The following is a 16,865-nucleotide window of genomic DNA, read 5'->3' as shown; positions in this document are numbered from 1 at the left end:
GAACATGGGTGTCTGTAAATCCAGTTTGACTTGATAATAAGCCTCCTAGTATAGCATGTTCTCCATCTCTCACTTTTATCACAGATGCAATTTGTCTTCTTTTCAAATCTGGCGGGATGGTTCTTATCCCACTGTCTGGATTAATAGTATCCACTGTATCTGAAACAGATGGATTAATTTTCAGAGTGATGATACCATTCTCATCAATTTCAGGTGTGATATCGAGTAAAATACCTGCGAACACAGAATCAACCAATTCACCTTCAGCTGCAACGGCTCCACCCGTACTACTTGCTGTACTTGAAGATTTAATCTTGTAGAAGAGTTCTTGACCTACACTGATGAGGGCAGGTTGGTTATTTAATGTCATCACACGAGGGCTAGAAACTGTTTTCACATCTCCTTGTGTGGATAAAAACTTTACAACTTCTGCTACATCAGTACTACCCGTAAGACTCATGACCTGTGCACTGCTTGGTCTTGCATCTTGTAAGAATTCTGCCTGTGTGATTCCATCTATCGCATCAAATGTATATGAAGCAACATTTTTTTGTGACATGAGTAACGAGTTCACCGTAAGGTTCTGTAGACTATAAAGCTGAGCCCAGTCAACACCGTTTGTTGTACTGTCATCAAATGAAACATTAAGAATACGAATATCGATCAAGACTTGTTGTTTAATTTGTTTCGTTAATGCATGTATATATCTACTTACTCTACTGATCTGTCTATCTGTACCTGTCACAGTCACCATACCCGCTTCTGGGTTAATGATAGGTGCTAAAGGATTATATTCCCATACTTTTCCATCTGGTCCAGTCCAAGTATCACCTGATCTTGTATAATGAGTACTGTCATCTGCTGCACCGATAAGAATACGCTGAACTTCTTTTTCAACCGTCGTCCAAAATAGAAACTCATCATTACTTTCTATCTCTATCCCTGTTTTTGACATTGATGAATTAGCATTTGATGTCCCACCACCACCTGCTGCTCCAGTAGAATCCTCAGAACCTGCAATCGTCACATTTGCGGTACTTTTCCCCACTCTTTGTCCCGAAAGATAATGGATTCGGAATGTACGTGTAATGAGGTATGATATCTTAAGTTTATTCCCAGATAATGTATAATTCAAGTCATTATCTTTCAGAATCGTATTCAAAAAACCATTTAATGTACTATTTTTCAATTTTACATAGTAGAGCTTTTTATTCATACGTAATTTTGCGGCGTCATCTTTAACCACTACTGTTAATCCACATGTATCTGCAAGATTATCAATCACGTCTCCAATCGTCAATTTACTGTCAATTGTAACACTGAATAATTTCGTTGAACAACTGTTTGCAGCGAGATTCTGCGTAAAACCTAATAGCATTGCGAATACTATAAGAAACTTCACCCCTGATGTTTGTACTTTTTTCATTCTATAACCTTTCTTCTATCGTGATGAAATTATCTCTTTTTTTCTGAAGAAATAATTTCTTAATGTGATTGCCATTTCTAAGTACCACACCTCTTTTACCTACAAATTTCAATGTATACCCCATAATTGTATCATCAAGATCCTTCCATGAGTCATTAATATAGGCTTTACCATTTACAATAGAATGCAAAACGAGTTTTGCTTCTTCTTCGCTAGGTGTAATAATCGTAACATTATTGTCTTCTTGCTGCAACCTTATGAATGGATCTTTTGTCTTATCCAGGGTAGCTAATTCTACACCCTCTCTTTTTTCATGTATCTTAACAACCATGGTTTGTATTTGCTCAACAGATAATTCTGCATTGAGTAGCACTGTCAGTGGTAATAGTAATAAAAGTATCTTTTTCATTAGCGATTTATCCCCCATACTGAAATATGAATATCTGCCACAGTTTGTGATGAATTACTATCTGAGACCAATTCCGTTTTAAAAATATCTGTCACCAAAACATTTTGTTCAAGCTCGTTCATAAACTTAACGATATTTTTATATTCACCTTTACAACCTATACCGATTTCTAAAACATGTCCAAAGCTACCTGTCTTTTCATCTATATATTTATTTGTAATATATTGAAGATCAACATTCTGTACTTCTGCTTTATTCGTAATAGAATTTAAGAATTTAGACCAACTTTTTTGATTAAATAGCATACCAGATAATTTTTGTAAATTTGAATCTATAAATTTGATTTTATCAGTTGTATCAACGATTGTTTTATTTTTAACAACAATATCATTATCAAATTTCTTTATATAATAGTCGCGATCACCACCGACAGTAATAGAATTTAAATAGGTATTATTATCTGTGATACTTTTTTGTATACTTTTTTTACTACGTTCACTTTTATTATATAGGTTTTCCGTATAAGGCAATAGATATGCATATCCAAGATAGGCTATGATCCCTGCTATACCTAAAATAACAATCCATTTTTCACTCTCTTTTTTGGGAGCAAAATATATATCTAACGCTTCTAATTTATCTTCTAAAAACTTCATTTTAATTCCACCTTTAACAGACCTCTATAGTAATTACTAGCTGGGTCTTTTTGGATTCTTTCAATATCTATTTCATTGATCTCATCAAAATGCGTATCAGACATATATTTAATTACTTCTGTAAATTTTCTATCATCTGTACTAGCCATGGATAACCATAAGGTATCAACATCACTTTTGATCGACTCTACATTCACTTCAAACTTATCAAGTTCTTCAGCAATGGTATGAAATGTTTCTGATTTTAGACGATAATTTACTTTCTTATCATAAATTGCAGACAATGTCTTTGATTTTCCATCATAGGTATCAGATAGTACTTTTATCTTTTCATCTAACACTTTGATCTGACTTTTCTTCTCACTGAGTATTTTTTTGTATTTATTAGATTCGGTTGTTAATTTATTATTTTCCATGGTCAACGCATAGATCTTTGCATCATTCACATATGAACCTACCAAGTAGACCAAAGGATATGCCAAACTCAGAGAAACTGCTGCAAATGTTGAAATGATAAACTGTCCACTTGCTCTATTGACAAATGATGGTGGCCGTGGATACATGGTTAAGTTAACTAAAGAATCCTCATCTTCCATATAATCCAATGCACTTAAAAGCATCAAATATTGTAATTGATCTGTATACCACTCTTCACTTGTAACATTATAGTTAAAGTTAAAATCTGATGAGTGCAGACCTAAATAGTTTTGACTATAATCATCTAAACCAATAATAGGACCTCTCTCACTTCCTATGAACATTTGATCGATGGTATCTAAATTAAATGCTCTTTTAGCATAAATAATAATATCATTGATAGTGATGAACACTTCAGCAAATATTTTCATGAAGTTTTGCTGATAATCATTATTGGTTGTTTTGAGACCTTCAGATTCTAATATCGTATAAAATTCTTTTTCATCAACTTTTTCACCAATTGATGCACAATATTTATCATAGATCTGTTCTAAAGAAAACTCTATCGATTTTGCATAAAGATACTGACCATTCTCATAGATCGTAACGTGTGCATCATTTTGTGTAAAGTAGACAAAACAATGCGTATTATTATCTTGCAATATCTCTCTTGTATAGAGTGCTTTGTAAAGAAGCGGTGCGGGAACAATGAGATCAACATATTTAGTTTGCTCTTTTATAGGCAGATAATGTTCATCTAAAGATTCTGGTTCAGCTACAAAGATGTGAAATTGTCTCTCTTCTCCATCAGTATGAACTTCAATTGAAGAGATAATATACGTATTTGCCTGATCCAGACCTAACTCTTCATACGCTTTGATATCGATTATATCAGCGATATCTTCTTCAGGAATACTTCTACTTATACTTACTGTAGTACTAATGATTTCTTTATTGTTTACATAAGAGACGATATAGTTTGAGGTGTTATATGTGAGCTTATCTAAAGGTTTAAATACATCATTTTTAAAAGCGTAGCCTGTGTCCGTATATGCATTAAGAGTAACAACATTTTTTACAGTCGATTTTGATGAACTTTTTTTCGAAAACATTTTAAACTTCCTTGTTGGTTGACCAATTATATATGTTATAATATTAAAACTTTCTTACAAAATGTAAAACTTTCATAATATTATAACTTTTTTTAATTATTAATCTTTATTTAGTCTCAAGTACCTCTATTAGTGTACATAGAAAGATTATGCATACAAAAGTGTTTCGTTTCTAAATAATATAACCAAACTCTTCTAGACCATCTTTATTTTTACTCCACCCTTTTTTGACAGATACATGTAGATCTAAAAATATTTTTTTACCTGAAAATATTTCCATCTGTTCTCGGGCTAGTTTTCCAACACGTTTTATCCCTACGCCTTTTTGACCTACGATCATACCTTTTTGAGTCTCTTTTTCAACAACGATGGTTGCATAGACTTTATCTAGAGTATCACCTTCTTCTATTTTTTCTATGGTAACATCACTCTCATAAGGTATCTCATCACTCAAGTTCTCAAAGATGGATTCTCGGATAAGTTCCTTATAGATATTTCTTATATGTTCTGTGGTAAGGATCTCAGGGTCATACAAAAAAGGTGATGTTGGTAAGTGTTTACTTATTTCATCAAGAAGTTGTTTTTTACCTACCTTCTTGTTTACAGAAAAGGGAATGATCGCTTCAAAATATTCCTGATATTTCTGATATTCACCCAGCTTGGCCAAAATGTCACCTTGCTTTACATGGTCTATTTTAGTCAACACTACTATATGTTTTACACCTTTGGCTTGAGCAAGCTTCAAAAACTTTTCATACTCTACAAGCTTGTCTGTCACAGGTGCAAGAAAAATAATAAGGTCACTGTCTCCCATAGCCTTCAGTGCTTCATCTAACATAAATTGATTCAGTAATCTTTCTTTTTCATGAATACCCGGTGTATCTACAAAAATGATCTGTGCATCACCATGCATCACGATAATATTCATACGTTTACGTGTTGCCTGCGCTTTTTTTGAAACCATAGCAAGTTTTTCACCTACTATATGGTTTAGTAAAGTACTTTTTCCTGCATTGGGTCTTCCCACCACTGCTACAAACCCAGCCTTGGTATCTATCTCTTCATTTTCATGATCAAACATTTAGCGTTCCTTTTAAGTGATTCGTCACTTGAGCCTACTTCTGAAGTTATAATAGTGTATAACTTCAGAAAGACATAATAATTGGATCTTTATACTGATTACATCTATCTATAATATATAACGTGTTGCATCTTCATCTTCAACCACTTTACTGATCTTCTCTTCGACCAATGATCTGTTTATGATCACTTTCTCACCACTATGTTCATTTGCAGAGAAGCTGATCTCTTCTAAGATCTTTTCCATGACTGTATGTAAACGTCTAGCCCCAATATCTTCAGTCTTTTCATTTGCAAGCAGTGCATAATGTGCAATGGCCTTAAGTGCCTCTTCTTCAAAGACCAATTCAACACCTTCAACATGCATCAATGCTTCATACTGTTTAATCAGTGAGTTATTCGGTTCGGTCAAGATACGATATAAGATCTCTTCATCTAAGCTGTTAAGCTCAACACGTAAGGGAAAACGTCCTTGAAGTTCGGGCATCAGATCACTGGGTTTACTTACATGAAATGCACCTGCTGCAATAAAAAGTATATGGTCTGTATTTACCATACCCAACTTGGTATGTACAGCCGAGCCTTCTACAATAGGAAGCAAGTCTCTTTGTACACCCTCTTTACTTGGATCTTGTCTGCTTTGAGAGGTAGAACCTACAGCCACTTTATCTATCTCATCAAGGAAAACGATACCACCCTTCTCTACTTTTTCCAGTGCAAGTGATTTAAGCTCCTCTTCATCAAGAAGTGCTTCACTTGCTTCAGCTTCTAATATCTTCTTCGCATCTTTTACAGAAACTTCTTTTTCAGGACCTTTTTTACCCATACCTCCTAACACTTTCACAATGGACTCTTGTACCTGTATCATCTGTGGAGGAAGACCCTCTTCAGGCATTGTCGGGTTGTTTGGTATCTCTACTTTAATTTTAAGATGATCCAGTTCACCTTTAGTAAATTTTTCTTGCATCCGTACAAATGAAGCATCGTATTCTGCTTTCTTTTGTTCACTTGCTCCGGAAGGAAGTGGCGGAAGGAGTTTTTCTATGATCTTGTTTTCTATATAGTTTTCTATCTTCTCTTTATTTTTCTCATTCTCACTCTTACGTACCAGCTTCATAGAGGTAGCTGCCAGATCGCGTATCATCGATTCCACGTCTCGTCCTACAAATCCTATTTCAGTATACTTACTGGCTTCGACCTTTATAAATGGAAGATTCATCATTTTAGCTAGACGTCTAGCTATCTCAGTTTTACCAACCCCGGTACTACCTATCATGAGTATATTTTTAGGCGTCACATCTTGCTGCATTTCGGGGCTTAGCTGCATACGTCTATAACGGTTTCTAAGTGCCACAGCGATCGTCTTCTTTGCGTCATTTTGACCTATGACATATTTATCAAGGTAAGTGACTATCTCTTTAGGTGTTAAATTATCCAAGACACTTCCTTACAGTTCTAATATTTTAATATTTTTATTCGTATAGATACAAAGTTCACCTGCAACTTCAAGTGACTCCTGTACCAATGCTCTTGGATCAAGATCCGTATGTTTATCCAAGGCGCGTGCAGCAGAGATGGCATAGTTACCGCCAGATCCTATCGCCGCTATCTTTCCATCTTCTGGTTCTACTACATCACCTGTACCTGAAAGTATAAAAATATGCTCTTGGTTCAGTACGATCATCATCGCTTCAAGCTGACGTAAATGTTTGTCTTTTCTCCACATTTTAGAAAATCCGATAACAGACTTGAAGAGATCACCTCTTTTTTCAGCCAGTATCCCTTCAAACATATCAAATAGATTAAATGCATCCGCCGTGCTCCCAGCAAAACCTGCTAATATTTTTCCTTCATGAAGTGTACGTATCTTCGTCGCATTACCTTTGAGTACAGTATCACCAAAAGTGACTTGGCCATCACCACCTATAACTGCTTTACCATTACCCTTGTAACCCAGTATCGTAGTAGCGTCAAACATGACTATACACCTACTACTTCTACTTTAAGCATCGCATGTATACCATGTCCCAGTTTGGCATCTACTTCATGTATACCTGTAGACTTCAACGCTTTTTTAAGGTTAATATGTTTTTTGTCAAGTTCTATATTCAATTGTTCTTCTATAGCATGTGATATATCCGCATTCCCTACTGAACCTTTTATACCTACTGGTGCCAAAGGTTTTTCTACTTTCACTGTTGCTGCTTCAAGTGTGATTTTTTCAGCTTCAAGTCGAGCCAATTCATCTCTAAGATTTCTAGCCAGCTCTTCTTGTTCAGCTTTCCAATTTTCAACAACATCTGGCGTTGCCAACTTTGCCAAACCTTTTCCTATAAGAAAATTTTGTCCATAGCCATCTTTTACTTCTTTAATTTCACCTGCTTTACCAAGTGCTTTTACATCTTTGATTAATAGTACTTTCATTAATTTATTCCTTATTGTGCTATATATTGTTATAATTTTAACAAAGTTTTACTAGACATCGGGTAAAAAGATGTATATGTTGCACGTTAAATACACGATATCATAATATATTTACTTTAAATATTGAGAGGGAGTTCTATGAAGCTTTTTTACTTTTTACTAGCTGTGGTACTTTTTACACTCCAAGGATGCACTAACAAAGAAGCTGCACCTCAAACAGATATTGCGCAGGCCCAAACAGAAACCGCCATTTCTCATGATAAAAAAATAGAACCTCAAGCAGAGAATATAGATGATGAGTTTGAAGACGAATTTTCTGAAAAAGAAACAAACGATACGATTGATCCATTGAGTGGATATAACAGAGCCATGACCTCTTTTAATGATGCAGTCATCATCTATGGGTTAACCCCTATTTCAAAAGCGTATGCTGCTATTTTACCTCAGCCTTTCCGTTTAGGTATCTCCAACTTTGTCCATAACATACAATTCCCTATTCGTTTTACCAATAACCTCTTACAAGGCAAGTTTCAAAACTCTTCAAATGAACTAGAAAGATTCCTTGTCAACTCTACCATTGGTTTAGCTGGGCTAATGGATCCAGCAAAACATTATATGAATATTCATCCTCATGAGGAAGACTTTGGTCAAACTCTGGGACACTATGGTGTAGGTTCCGGTTTCCACGTAGTTATTCCATTTATCGGACCATCTAATATTAGAGATATCTTAGGTATTACTGCGGATGGATATCTCTCTCCACTAGTAAATGTAAGAGGCTTAGAAAATTATAAAATACCTCAGAACCTTGGTCAATCTATTGGTATATACACCATCTATCTTATTAACAAAACTTCTTTAAATCTTGGAAAGTATGAAGATCTTAGAAAAGATGCGATAGATCTATATCCATTCTTAAAAGATATCTATGAACAAAAAAGAAATGCTGAGATAGCAGAATAACTCAAAAAGGAAAAAACATGTTAAAAAAGATCATTGTACTATTCTTTGTGTCTATGATATCTCTTTATGCTATAGAAGAGCAAAATATCCAAAAAGTGATAGACACCAAAGTAAGACAAGTTCTAAGTACATTAAAAGACACATCATTGTCCCATCATCAAAAAGATCAAAAAAATATTCGTATTATAGACGATGTATTTGATTACAACACCATGGCCAAAATAAGCCTGGGCAAAAAATGGAAGTCGCTGTCTGCAAACGAAAAAACAGAATTTACGAAAGCTTTTGAGGTGAAAATAAAACACTCCTATCTGGATAAACTCAGACTTTATAATAATCAAAAAGTAAATATTAAAAAGTTAAAAAAAGTTAAATCCAATCGAATTACATTAGAAACTCAGGTTATAGGTGTTGGTGACACGTACAAAGTGATCTATCTATTTTACAAGCAAAAGCAAAATAATCAATGGTATATTTATGATGTAGAGTTAGTAGGTGTGAGTATTATTCAAACCTATAGAAAACAGTTTGCCGAGTTCTTAAAAACAAAGTCGGTCAATCAGCTTATAAAATCACTTTAAGTGATTGCGTAAATAAAGACCTTTAAATTGATCATAAAAAGATGACCCATGCTACATAAACTATATCAAAAACTGATACTTAAATATCCTTTATCTGTTCTTGTTATACTTGTCAGTACCATACTTATCTTTGGTACAAATGTTACAAAACTGGAAATAGACGCTTCCGCTGAAACGCTATTATTGAATGATGACAAGGACTTGGCATTTTCCAGGACGATATCAAAACGATTTGATGCAAACGATGTCCTTATTCTTGCCTATAAGCCAAAACAGGACCTACTCTCTCCCCAAAGCCTTCAAACCTTAACAGATATTAGTAATGACATAGAAGAATTACCAGGCGTTGAATCAGTAGATTCGCTCATCACTCTTCCATTGTTTTTTTCACCAATAAGGGAAATGGATGATCTGATCAATGAAACCAGAACATTGAAGAGTGATAATGTTGATCTATCATTAGTGAAACAAGAGTTTCTAACGAGTCCCCTCTATAAAGATAGGCTTGTCAATAAAGATTTTACGATATCTTCTATTTTTATCAATTTACATCAAGACCCGGAATATTTCACACTTTTAGAGAAGAGAAATCTTTTACTAGACAAACAAAAAAACACTTCTCTCACTGAAAAAGAAAAAAAATCGCTTCTAGAGGTTAGTAAGGCGTTTAAAAAACATAGAGATGAACAACGCATTCTTGACAATAACAACATAGAAGAAATTCGCTCTATCATCACAAAATATCAAGACAATGCGACATTTTTTTTAGGTGGCGCGCAAATGATCTCAAACGATATTGTCAGTTTTGTTAAAAGCGACCTTCTCGTCTATGGGACTATGCTCATCTTGCTTCTTATTCTTGTTTTAGGTATAGTTTTTAAAAAACCAAGATGGGTGGCTATTCCCATTCTTATATGCACACTATCCGTTATTGCGATTACGAGCAGTTTAGGATTTTTTGGATGGGAGATTACTGTTATCTCTTCAAATTTTATTGCCTTGCAACTTATAATCACGATTTCTATTGTTTTACATCTTATCGTAAGATATGAGGAACTTTTAACGCTCTATCCACGTGCATTATCCAAAAGACTCATTTTATTAACTATGCTTACAAAAGCAACACCTACTTTCTTTGCTATTCTCACTACGATTGCAGGGTTTTCTTCACTTCTTTATTCTCATATATATCCTGTGATCAATCTAGGCTGGATGATGAGTGTCGGAATCACATTCTCACTTGTCATTTCATTTATTGTCTTTCCCACTGTCCTGATGTTGCTTAAAAAAATACCTCCTGTAAAGAGAAAAAAGTCTAGGTTTTTTCTACCTTCTTTAACTTCTAAAATTGTATTACGTGATAAAAAAGGTATTTTTACCGTCACCTTTTTTATTATTGTATTTAGTATTACTGGAGCTTCTCAGCTTATTGTTGAAAATAGTTTTATTAACTACTTCAAAAAAGATACTGAGATCTACAAAGGCATGAAGATCATAGACCAGGAGCTAGGTGGTACGACACCTTTGGATGTCATAGTCACTTTATCGGAAGTAAATAGTACATTAGCACATATACCTTCAACACAAGAAAATATGGAAGAGGATGAAGACTCATTTGAAAATGAATTTGATAACACAAAAGATCAAGATCAATACTGGTTTACAGATGAAAAGATCGCGATCATCAAAGATGTTCATGATTATTTAACCTATATAGCGCAAATAGGAGAGGTACAATCTTTTGCTACCCTGCTTGAAACAGGAAAAATACTCAATCAAAACAAAGATCTAGACAGTATCGATCTAGCCCTGATATATCAAAAATTACCTCAAAAATATAGAAAGATCATACTTGTACCTTATGTCAATATTGAATATAATCAACTAAGATTCGCTACTCGTATCGTAGACTCTAATGAAGCCTTACGAAGGGATGCATTGCTAAAAACTATCAAAGATGATCTAACGCATATTATTGATCCAAAGATCGGAACGGTACAGCTGTCAAATCTCATGGTACTTTATAACAACATGCTGCAATCCCTTTTCCATTCACAGATCACTATGATCGGTCTTGTCTTACTCATTGTTTTCTTTATGTTCTTTATACTCTTTAGATCATTTAAACTCACTCTTATTGCCTTAACTGTCAATATTATTCCTATAGGAATGGTCTTTGGATTTATGGGTTGGCTACACATTCCTCTTGATATTATGACTATTACCATTGCAGCCATAGCGATGGGTATTGGTATCGATGACACCGTTCACTATATTCACCGTTATAAGGTTGAATATGCAAAAGACAACCTTTCGTATTTTAGTATGCACAGAACAAATACGAGCATCGGAAATGCACTCTATTTCACTACACTTGTTATTGTCATTGGTTTTTCCATTTTAACATTATCCAACCTGCTTCCTACCATTTATTTTGGTCTACTTACCATGCTCGTCATGATTGCAGCCCTCATTTCAGATCTGATTTTGTTACCTAAACTTTTACTCTTGTTCAAGCCATTCAAAAAAACAATTAAAATGTAAAAATTAATAGCTACTTCTATAAAATATGCTACAATCAAAAAAATATAATAATGGATAATAACCTATGTTTCAAGAATTTAAAATAAACAATTTAGAACAATTTCCTCAAGATTTAGATGCCCTCTTAAATCAACAAAGAGAGATCATCAACAGCATTACTACAAATAATGAAGTCAGCTATGAAAAAGTGCTTAAACCTCTACAGGACCTAGATGAAGAGTTAGGACTATTCTTTACACCTCTTTCACACCTCAACTCTGTCATGAACTCAGAGGAGACACAAAAAGCCTACGAAGAATCTATCCCTTTGCTCTCAAAATTTTCTTCTGAAATAGCACAAAATGAAGCGCTGTTTAAGAAGATAGAAACTATCAAGGCCAACTCAGATGAAGCTAAAAAAGTAGTTGAACATGAAATAAGGGACTTTGTGCTCTCGGGAGTAAACCTTCCTGATGAACAGAAAAAACGGATGGAAGAGATATCACTTAAACTCTCTGAACTCAGTAACCAGTTCTCCCAAAACCTTCTGGATGCCACCAATGCCTATGAACTCATTATTACAGATGCAAATGATGTAGAGGGATTACCCCAATCTGATATAGATGCAGCTCAAGAGGAAGTAGAAGGTAAAACCGTTTATAAATTTACACTTCAGATTCCTAGTTACTTGGCATACATGACATATGGTCCAAACCGTGAGTTCAGAAAAGAACTTTCAAAAGCATATGCTACTCGTGCACCAGAGAATGCAAAAGTAATAGACCAAATTCTTGCCCTTAAAAATGAAAAAGCAAAATTGCTTGATTTTGAATCTTATGCACACTATGCACTTGAGACAAGAGATGCAAATAAGCAAGAAGATGTCATTGGTTTTTTAAATGACTTGGCAGATGCGGCATTGCCTCAAGCCAATAATGAACTTGCTGAACTTAAAGCATTTGCTAAAAAAACTGATGGTATTGAAGATCTGTCAGGGTATGATGTTGGCTACTATAGTGAAAAACTCAAAAAAGAAAAATTCGACTTTGATGATGCTATGACAAAACCTTACTTTGAACAGAGTAAAGTACTTAGCGGACTGCTTGATATTGTTTCAGAACTCTTTTCTGTCACATTCAAAGTAGCTGATGTCCCTACTTGGCATGAGTGTGTGAAGCCCTTTGATATCTTTGATGAAGGCAAACTCTCAGGACGCATCTACTTTGATCTTGAAGCACGTAAGGAAAAACGTGGTGGTGCATGGATGAATGATTGGGAGACACATTATGTAGACAGTAAAGGAGAGCAACACTTTTCCTCTGCATTTATCGTATGTAACTTTTCACCAGCTACCAAAGAAACCCCTTCATTACTTAGACATGATGATGTGGTCACACTCTTTCATGAAATGGGACATGCCATTCACCACCTCTTTGGAAAGTGTACTGAACGTTCCGTTTCAGGTATCAACGGTGTAGCATGGGATGTAGTTGAGTTTCCTTCACAGTTCTTAGAAAACTTTGCCTATGAGGAAGCTATACTTAAACGTTTTGGTTTCCATTATGAAACAGGAGAACCTATCTCTGATGAACTCATGGCAAAAATAAAAGAAACGAAAAATTTTCAAGCGGCTCTTGGCATATTACGACAAGTAGAGTTTTCTCTCTTTGACTTTATGTTACACCAAAACCTCTACCAGGGGGAAGAAGTACAGAGACTGATTGACAGTATTAGAAAAAAAACTTCTCTATTGGAATCACCAAGCTACAATAAATTCCAACATGGGTTTGCCCACATCTTTGCAGGTGGATATGCAGCAGGATACTACAGCTATAAATGGGCGGAAGTACTCTCAGCAGATGCATTCTTTTCCTGTCTAGATGATGACGCAGGATTTGACAAAGAACATGCACAAGGCTATAAAGAGTTCATACTTGCTAACGGTGGTTCAAAAGAAATGAGTGAACTGTATGAAGAATGGCTTGGGCGAAAAGCAGATGTCAAAAGTTTGACAAAACTGTATGAAATAGCATAACTATTTTGACACACTGTGCAGTGCCAAAGAATGTTAAAAAACAAAGGAGACTTTTGTGAGTGAATATCGTTCTCTTACGCTAACAGTAATTGCCATTTTTGTCATTACCTTAATGGCTGCCTATTTTAGTCCTTCATTTGCAGAACAAAAAAGCTACTTGGAACTTTTTATACTTTTAGGAAGTCTTCTTTTCATCTTTTCAGTGGTCATTGTCTTTGCAACATTGGGGTTTCACTCATTTGCACTTTTTTTGAGTATCTTTCTTGCTGTAGTCATAGCACTGTACGGCGTACTCGGTGCATTACTACTAACAGTTATGACTTATTTTCTATGGGGTTCTATCTTTGCTATGGAAGTGCTTCTCTTTTATAATGGCAGTGAAAGCGCTAAAGAGTGGTTTGTATCTCGTTATGATTTCAAAACGTTTAAGATGGAATACTTTGCTTTTTATCCAATGATGGGAATGTTATATATCTTACTAGAGTTTATCCCCTATATATTTTCTAAAGAGAAGTTATTGAAGTTCACTCCTTCAAAAGTCTTGAAGGAGATGGAAGAATTGTTAGAATAGTGTTATTTATTCTTCTTTATATACTCTTCTTTTTTTTCTTCCTCTGTTTTACCAAATCCAAAAAATCTTTTAATCCGTTGACAAATAGTAAATGAACCTGTCTCTATACGACACTCTTCTACTTCTTCCTCTTCAGTACCTACCATTGCAGCAATACGTTCAGGCTGTTTTTTACCTTCAATGATAAATCTAAGAGCATTTAGACGGATAAATCCTTCTGCATCTTTTTGGTTATATACTTCATCTTCTTCAAATGTAGAGTGCTCTTCGGAGTAAAGAGAAACATCAGATCTTCTACCTACTACAGTAATATTTCCTTTGTAAAGTTTCAACTTTACATCACCTTGTACATGATCTTGTGTTGCATCGATAGCAGCTTGAAGCATCTTACGCTCTGCTGACCACCAAAAACCCTGATAGATAAGCTTTGCATACTTAGGCATTAACTCATCTTTCATATGTGCTTCTTCTCTATCCAGTGTGATAGATTCGATCGCTCTATGTGCTTTAAGCATAATAGTCCCACCTGGAGTTTCATAACAACCACGTGCCTTCATACCCACATAACGGTTCTCAACGATATCGATACGCCCTATACCATGTTTGTTACCATAGTCATTCAAAGTTTTAAGAATCGTTGCAGGGCTCATCTCCTCACGGTTGATCGCTACAGGGTCACCATTTTTATAGCTAATAGTGATATATTCTGCTTCATCCGGTGCATTTTCCGGACTTACAGACCATAACCACATATCCTCTTCAGGTTCAGCATACGGATTTTCCAAGTGTTCACCCTCATAAGAGATATGAAGGAGATTAGCATCCATAGAGTATGGTTTTGGCTTACCTTTGTCATCAATATTAATACCATGTTCTTCTGCATACTTTAAAAGCTTCGTACGTGAATTCAAGTCCCACTCTCTCCATGGAGCGATAACTGCGATATCCGGATCAAGTGCAAGATAACCAAGTTCGAAACGTACCTGGTCATTTCCTTTACCTGTAGCACCGTGACTTACTGCATCAGCACCTGTCTTATGTGCAATTTCTATCTGCTTTTTAGAGATAAGTGGGCGTGCAATAGATGTTCCTAAAAGATACTCACCCTCATAGATAGCATTGGCTCTGAACATAGGAAAAACAAAGTCTTTTACAAATTCTTCTCTAAGATCCAAGATAAAAACATTCTCAGGTTTAATACCCATATCAAGTGCTTTCTGACGTGCAGGTTCTACCTCTTCACCCTGACCAAGGTCAGCAGTAAAAGTAACCACTTCACACTCATACTCATCTTGAAGCCATTTTAAAATAATACTCGTATCAAGCCCACCAGAGTAAGCCAACACTGCTTTTTTAATTTTTCTTTTTGCCATGCTATAAGCCTTATAGTTAATATAAACGCGATTTTACCATAATGTTGGTAATAGTTGAATGTATGGATGATTTAATTTTAATCAAACCCATACTTCTTCAAAATAATATCCACTACGGCTTTTTTATACGCTCCAGTATGACGGAATACTTCTTCACCTGAAGCATTAAAAAAAAGTTGTGTAGGCATCTCTTTTAGTTTGTAAATATCACGACTTACCAAACGTTCTTTTTGAGAGTCTATGGAGTAGATCTGAAACTCAGGATGTACTTTTAATACTTCGGCAAAAATCTTAGACATAGCTATACAACTGTAACAGTGTGACATACCAAAAGAGAGTATGAGCGGCTTTCCATTGCCTATATTATCTTTGATATCGACATACTTCATCACAGGCAGTACATTTTTAGTAGGCATCTTCTCTCCATATATTCTAAATATAATCGATTATACAAATTCTATCTTAAGAACTTTTGCTATAATCAAATTAATATTACTCAAGGGAGCTCATAGATGTTATTGGGTGTAAACATTGACCATATCGCTGTACTGCGAGAAGCAAGAAAGATCGCAGATCCTGATCCGCTCGATGCTCTGAGCATCTGTAAACGTGCAGGAGCAGACCAGATCACTATTCACCTTCGTGAAGACCGACGACACATGCAGGATATGGATGCTAAAAACATTATAGAACTCTCTTCACTGCCTGTGAATCTAGAGTGTGCCATCTCTTCTGAAATGATAGACATCGCATGTGAGCTGAAACCTCATCGTGTGACCCTGGTACCAGAAAAACGTGAAGAGGTCACTACTGAGGGTGGTCTTGCAGTTATGGGAGAGCAACCCAAACTCAAAGAAGCGATCAAAAGACTGCAAAAAGAAGAGATAGAGGTCTCACTTTTCATAGACCCTACTTTAGATGCTGTAAATGCATCACTTGACCTAGGTGTCGAATGGATTGAATTTCATACAGGAAAATATGCAAATATCTATGCGATGCTCTATACAAATCTATCCAAAACACACCACAGTATCCCTGAACTTGAACTCTCGCGTAAAATACTCAAACAGATGCTCAATGATGAACTGTGTAACCTACGTTTACTCTCTTGTGATGCTATGGAGCTAGGATTACGTGTGGCAGCAGGACATGGACTCAATATGCAAAATGTAAAAGAGATAGTTGAAATAGAAACAATAGAAGAACTCAACATTGGACAAAGCATTATAGCCCGCTCTGTTTATACTGGTCTTGAACAAGCCATAATAGATATGAAAGCCCTATTGATTAGATAA

General features: G+C 35.3%; 16 protein-coding genes. 6 read left to right on the top strand and 10 right to left on the bottom strand.

Annotated elements, in window-relative coordinates:
- The 8 genes from WBM70_RS00495 to rplI all read right to left on the bottom strand — a co-directional run.
- A partial coding sequence (locus WBM70_RS00495; protein WP_424556556.1) for a secretin N-terminal domain-containing protein occupies positions 1-1,426 on the bottom strand: 1,426 nt, incomplete at its 3' end.
- A gap of 1 nt (position 1,427) precedes the next feature.
- Positions 1,428-1,835, bottom strand: a complete 408-nt coding sequence (locus tag WBM70_RS00490; RefSeq protein ID WP_424556555.1) for a hypothetical protein — start codon at positions 1,833-1,835, stop codon at positions 1,428-1,430.
- On the bottom strand, positions 1,835-2,491 hold the full coding sequence (locus WBM70_RS00485) for a hypothetical protein (RefSeq protein WP_424556554.1): 657 nt from the start codon (positions 2,489-2,491) through the stop codon (positions 1,835-1,837). Before WBM70_RS00485 ends, WBM70_RS00490 begins: the two co-directional genes overlap by 1 nt.
- Positions 2,488-4,020 carry a hypothetical protein gene (locus WBM70_RS00480; protein WP_424556553.1) on the bottom strand — a complete coding sequence of 511 codons (1,533 nt, stop codon included), beginning with the start codon at positions 4,018-4,020 and terminating at the stop codon, positions 2,488-2,490. Before WBM70_RS00480 ends, WBM70_RS00485 begins: the two co-directional genes overlap by 4 nt.
- Before the next feature lie 172 nt (positions 4,021-4,192).
- Complete coding sequence (gene era / locus WBM70_RS00475) at positions 4,193-5,101, bottom strand: GTPase Era (protein WP_424556552.1); 909 nt, start codon at positions 5,099-5,101, stop codon at positions 4,193-4,195.
- Between the two features lie 108 nt (positions 5,102-5,209).
- Positions 5,210-6,538 carry an HslU--HslV peptidase ATPase subunit gene (gene hslU, locus WBM70_RS00470; protein ID WP_424556551.1) on the bottom strand — a complete coding sequence of 443 codons (1,329 nt, stop codon included), beginning with the start codon at positions 6,536-6,538 and terminating at the stop codon, positions 5,210-5,212.
- Positions 6,539-6,547: 9 nt separating this feature from the next.
- Positions 6,548-7,078 carry an ATP-dependent protease subunit HslV gene (gene hslV, locus WBM70_RS00465; RefSeq protein WP_424556550.1) on the bottom strand — a complete coding sequence of 177 codons (531 nt, stop codon included), beginning with the start codon at positions 7,076-7,078 and terminating at the stop codon, positions 6,548-6,550.
- A gap of 2 nt (positions 7,079-7,080) precedes the next feature.
- Positions 7,081-7,524, bottom strand: coding sequence for a 50S ribosomal protein L9 (gene rplI, locus WBM70_RS00460; protein ID WP_424556549.1), 444 nt, complete (start codon positions 7,522-7,524; stop codon positions 7,081-7,083).
- Between the two features lie 138 nt (positions 7,525-7,662).
- Between rplI and WBM70_RS00455 the strand changes: the two genes are divergently transcribed.
- The 5 genes from WBM70_RS00455 (at position 7,663) to WBM70_RS00435 (ending at position 14,197) form a co-directional block, all read left to right on the top strand.
- Positions 7,663-8,487, top strand: coding sequence for an MlaA family lipoprotein (locus tag WBM70_RS00455; protein ID WP_424556548.1), 825 nt, complete (start codon positions 7,663-7,665; stop codon positions 8,485-8,487).
- 17 nt (positions 8,488-8,504) lie between these two features.
- Positions 8,505-9,068 (top strand): MlaC/ttg2D family ABC transporter substrate-binding protein, encoded by a 564-nt coding sequence (locus tag WBM70_RS00450; RefSeq protein WP_424556547.1) that lies wholly within the window; start codon positions 8,505-8,507, stop codon positions 9,066-9,068.
- A gap of 48 nt (positions 9,069-9,116) precedes the next feature.
- Positions 9,117-11,612: an efflux RND transporter permease subunit gene (locus WBM70_RS00445; RefSeq protein ID WP_424556546.1), complete on the top strand. Its 2,496-nt coding sequence runs from the start codon at positions 9,117-9,119 to the stop codon at positions 11,610-11,612.
- Between the two features lie 64 nt (positions 11,613-11,676).
- Positions 11,677-13,626 (top strand): M3 family metallopeptidase, encoded by a 1,950-nt coding sequence (locus WBM70_RS00440; protein WP_424556545.1) that lies wholly within the window; start codon positions 11,677-11,679, stop codon positions 13,624-13,626.
- 55 nt (positions 13,627-13,681) lie between these two features.
- Entirely contained in the window at positions 13,682-14,197 is a 516-nt protein-coding gene (locus tag WBM70_RS00435) for a hypothetical protein (RefSeq protein WP_424556544.1), read from the top strand.
- Between the two features lie 2 nt (positions 14,198-14,199).
- Here the strand turns inward: WBM70_RS00435 and WBM70_RS00430 are convergent, their stop codons facing one another.
- Together WBM70_RS00430 and WBM70_RS00425 are read right to left on the bottom strand one after the other, a co-directional pair.
- Positions 14,200-15,570, bottom strand: coding sequence for an argininosuccinate synthase (locus WBM70_RS00430; RefSeq protein WP_424556543.1), 1,371 nt, complete (start codon positions 15,568-15,570; stop codon positions 14,200-14,202).
- Positions 15,571-15,647: 77 nt separating this feature from the next.
- Positions 15,648-15,986: a thioredoxin family protein gene (locus WBM70_RS00425; RefSeq protein WP_424556542.1), complete on the bottom strand. Its 339-nt coding sequence runs from the start codon at positions 15,984-15,986 to the stop codon at positions 15,648-15,650.
- A 96-nt stretch (positions 15,987-16,082) separates the two neighbouring features.
- Here WBM70_RS00425 and WBM70_RS00420 point away from each other — a divergent pair, with 96 nt between their 5' ends.
- Positions 16,083-16,865: a pyridoxine 5'-phosphate synthase gene (locus WBM70_RS00420; RefSeq protein WP_424556541.1), complete on the top strand. Its 783-nt coding sequence runs from the start codon at positions 16,083-16,085 to the stop codon at positions 16,863-16,865.

This window comes from Sulfurovum sp., assembly GCF_049668085.1.
Classification (GTDB): Bacteria; Campylobacterota; Campylobacteria; order Campylobacterales; family Sulfurovaceae; genus Sulfurovum.
Note: the sequence above shows the minus strand (reverse complement) of the source record. Positions and strands in the feature narration are given on the sequence as shown.

Bases quoted from the DNA above. Each gene is read 5' to 3' on its own strand.
- WBM70_RS00490 (WP_424556555.1), bottom strand. From the start codon at position 1,835: ATGAAAAAGATACTTTTATTACTATTACCACTGACAGTGCTACTCAAT.
- WBM70_RS00485 (WP_424556554.1), bottom strand. From the start codon at position 2,491: ATGAAGTTTTTAGAAGATAAATTAGAAGCGTTAGATATATATTTTGCT.
- WBM70_RS00480 (WP_424556553.1), bottom strand. From the start codon at position 4,020: ATGTTTTCGAAAAAAAGTTCATCAAAATCGACTGTAAAAAATGTTGTT.
- era (WP_424556552.1), bottom strand. From the start codon at position 5,101: ATGTTTGATCATGAAAATGAAGAGATAGATACCAAGGCTGGGTTTGTA.
- hslV (WP_424556550.1), bottom strand. From the start codon at position 7,078: ATGTTTGACGCTACTACGATACTGGGTTACAAGGGTAATGGTAAAGCA.
- rplI (WP_424556549.1), bottom strand. From the start codon at position 7,524: ATGAAAGTACTATTAATCAAAGATGTAAAAGCACTTGGTAAAGCAGGT.
- WBM70_RS00455 (WP_424556548.1), top strand. From the start codon at position 7,663: ATGAAGCTTTTTTACTTTTTACTAGCTGTGGTACTTTTTACACTCCAA.
- WBM70_RS00450 (WP_424556547.1), top strand. From the start codon at position 8,505: ATGTTAAAAAAGATCATTGTACTATTCTTTGTGTCTATGATATCTCTT.
- WBM70_RS00445 (WP_424556546.1), top strand. From the start codon at position 9,117: ATGCTACATAAACTATATCAAAAACTGATACTTAAATATCCTTTATCT.
- WBM70_RS00440 (WP_424556545.1), top strand. From the start codon at position 11,677: ATGTTTCAAGAATTTAAAATAAACAATTTAGAACAATTTCCTCAAGAT.
- WBM70_RS00430 (WP_424556543.1), bottom strand. From the start codon at position 15,570: ATGGCAAAAAGAAAAATTAAAAAAGCAGTGTTGGCTTACTCTGGTGGG.
- WBM70_RS00425 (WP_424556542.1), bottom strand. From the start codon at position 15,986: ATGCCTACTAAAAATGTACTGCCTGTGATGAAGTATGTCGATATCAAA.
- WBM70_RS00420 (WP_424556541.1), top strand. From the start codon at position 16,083: ATGTTATTGGGTGTAAACATTGACCATATCGCTGTACTGCGAGAAGCA.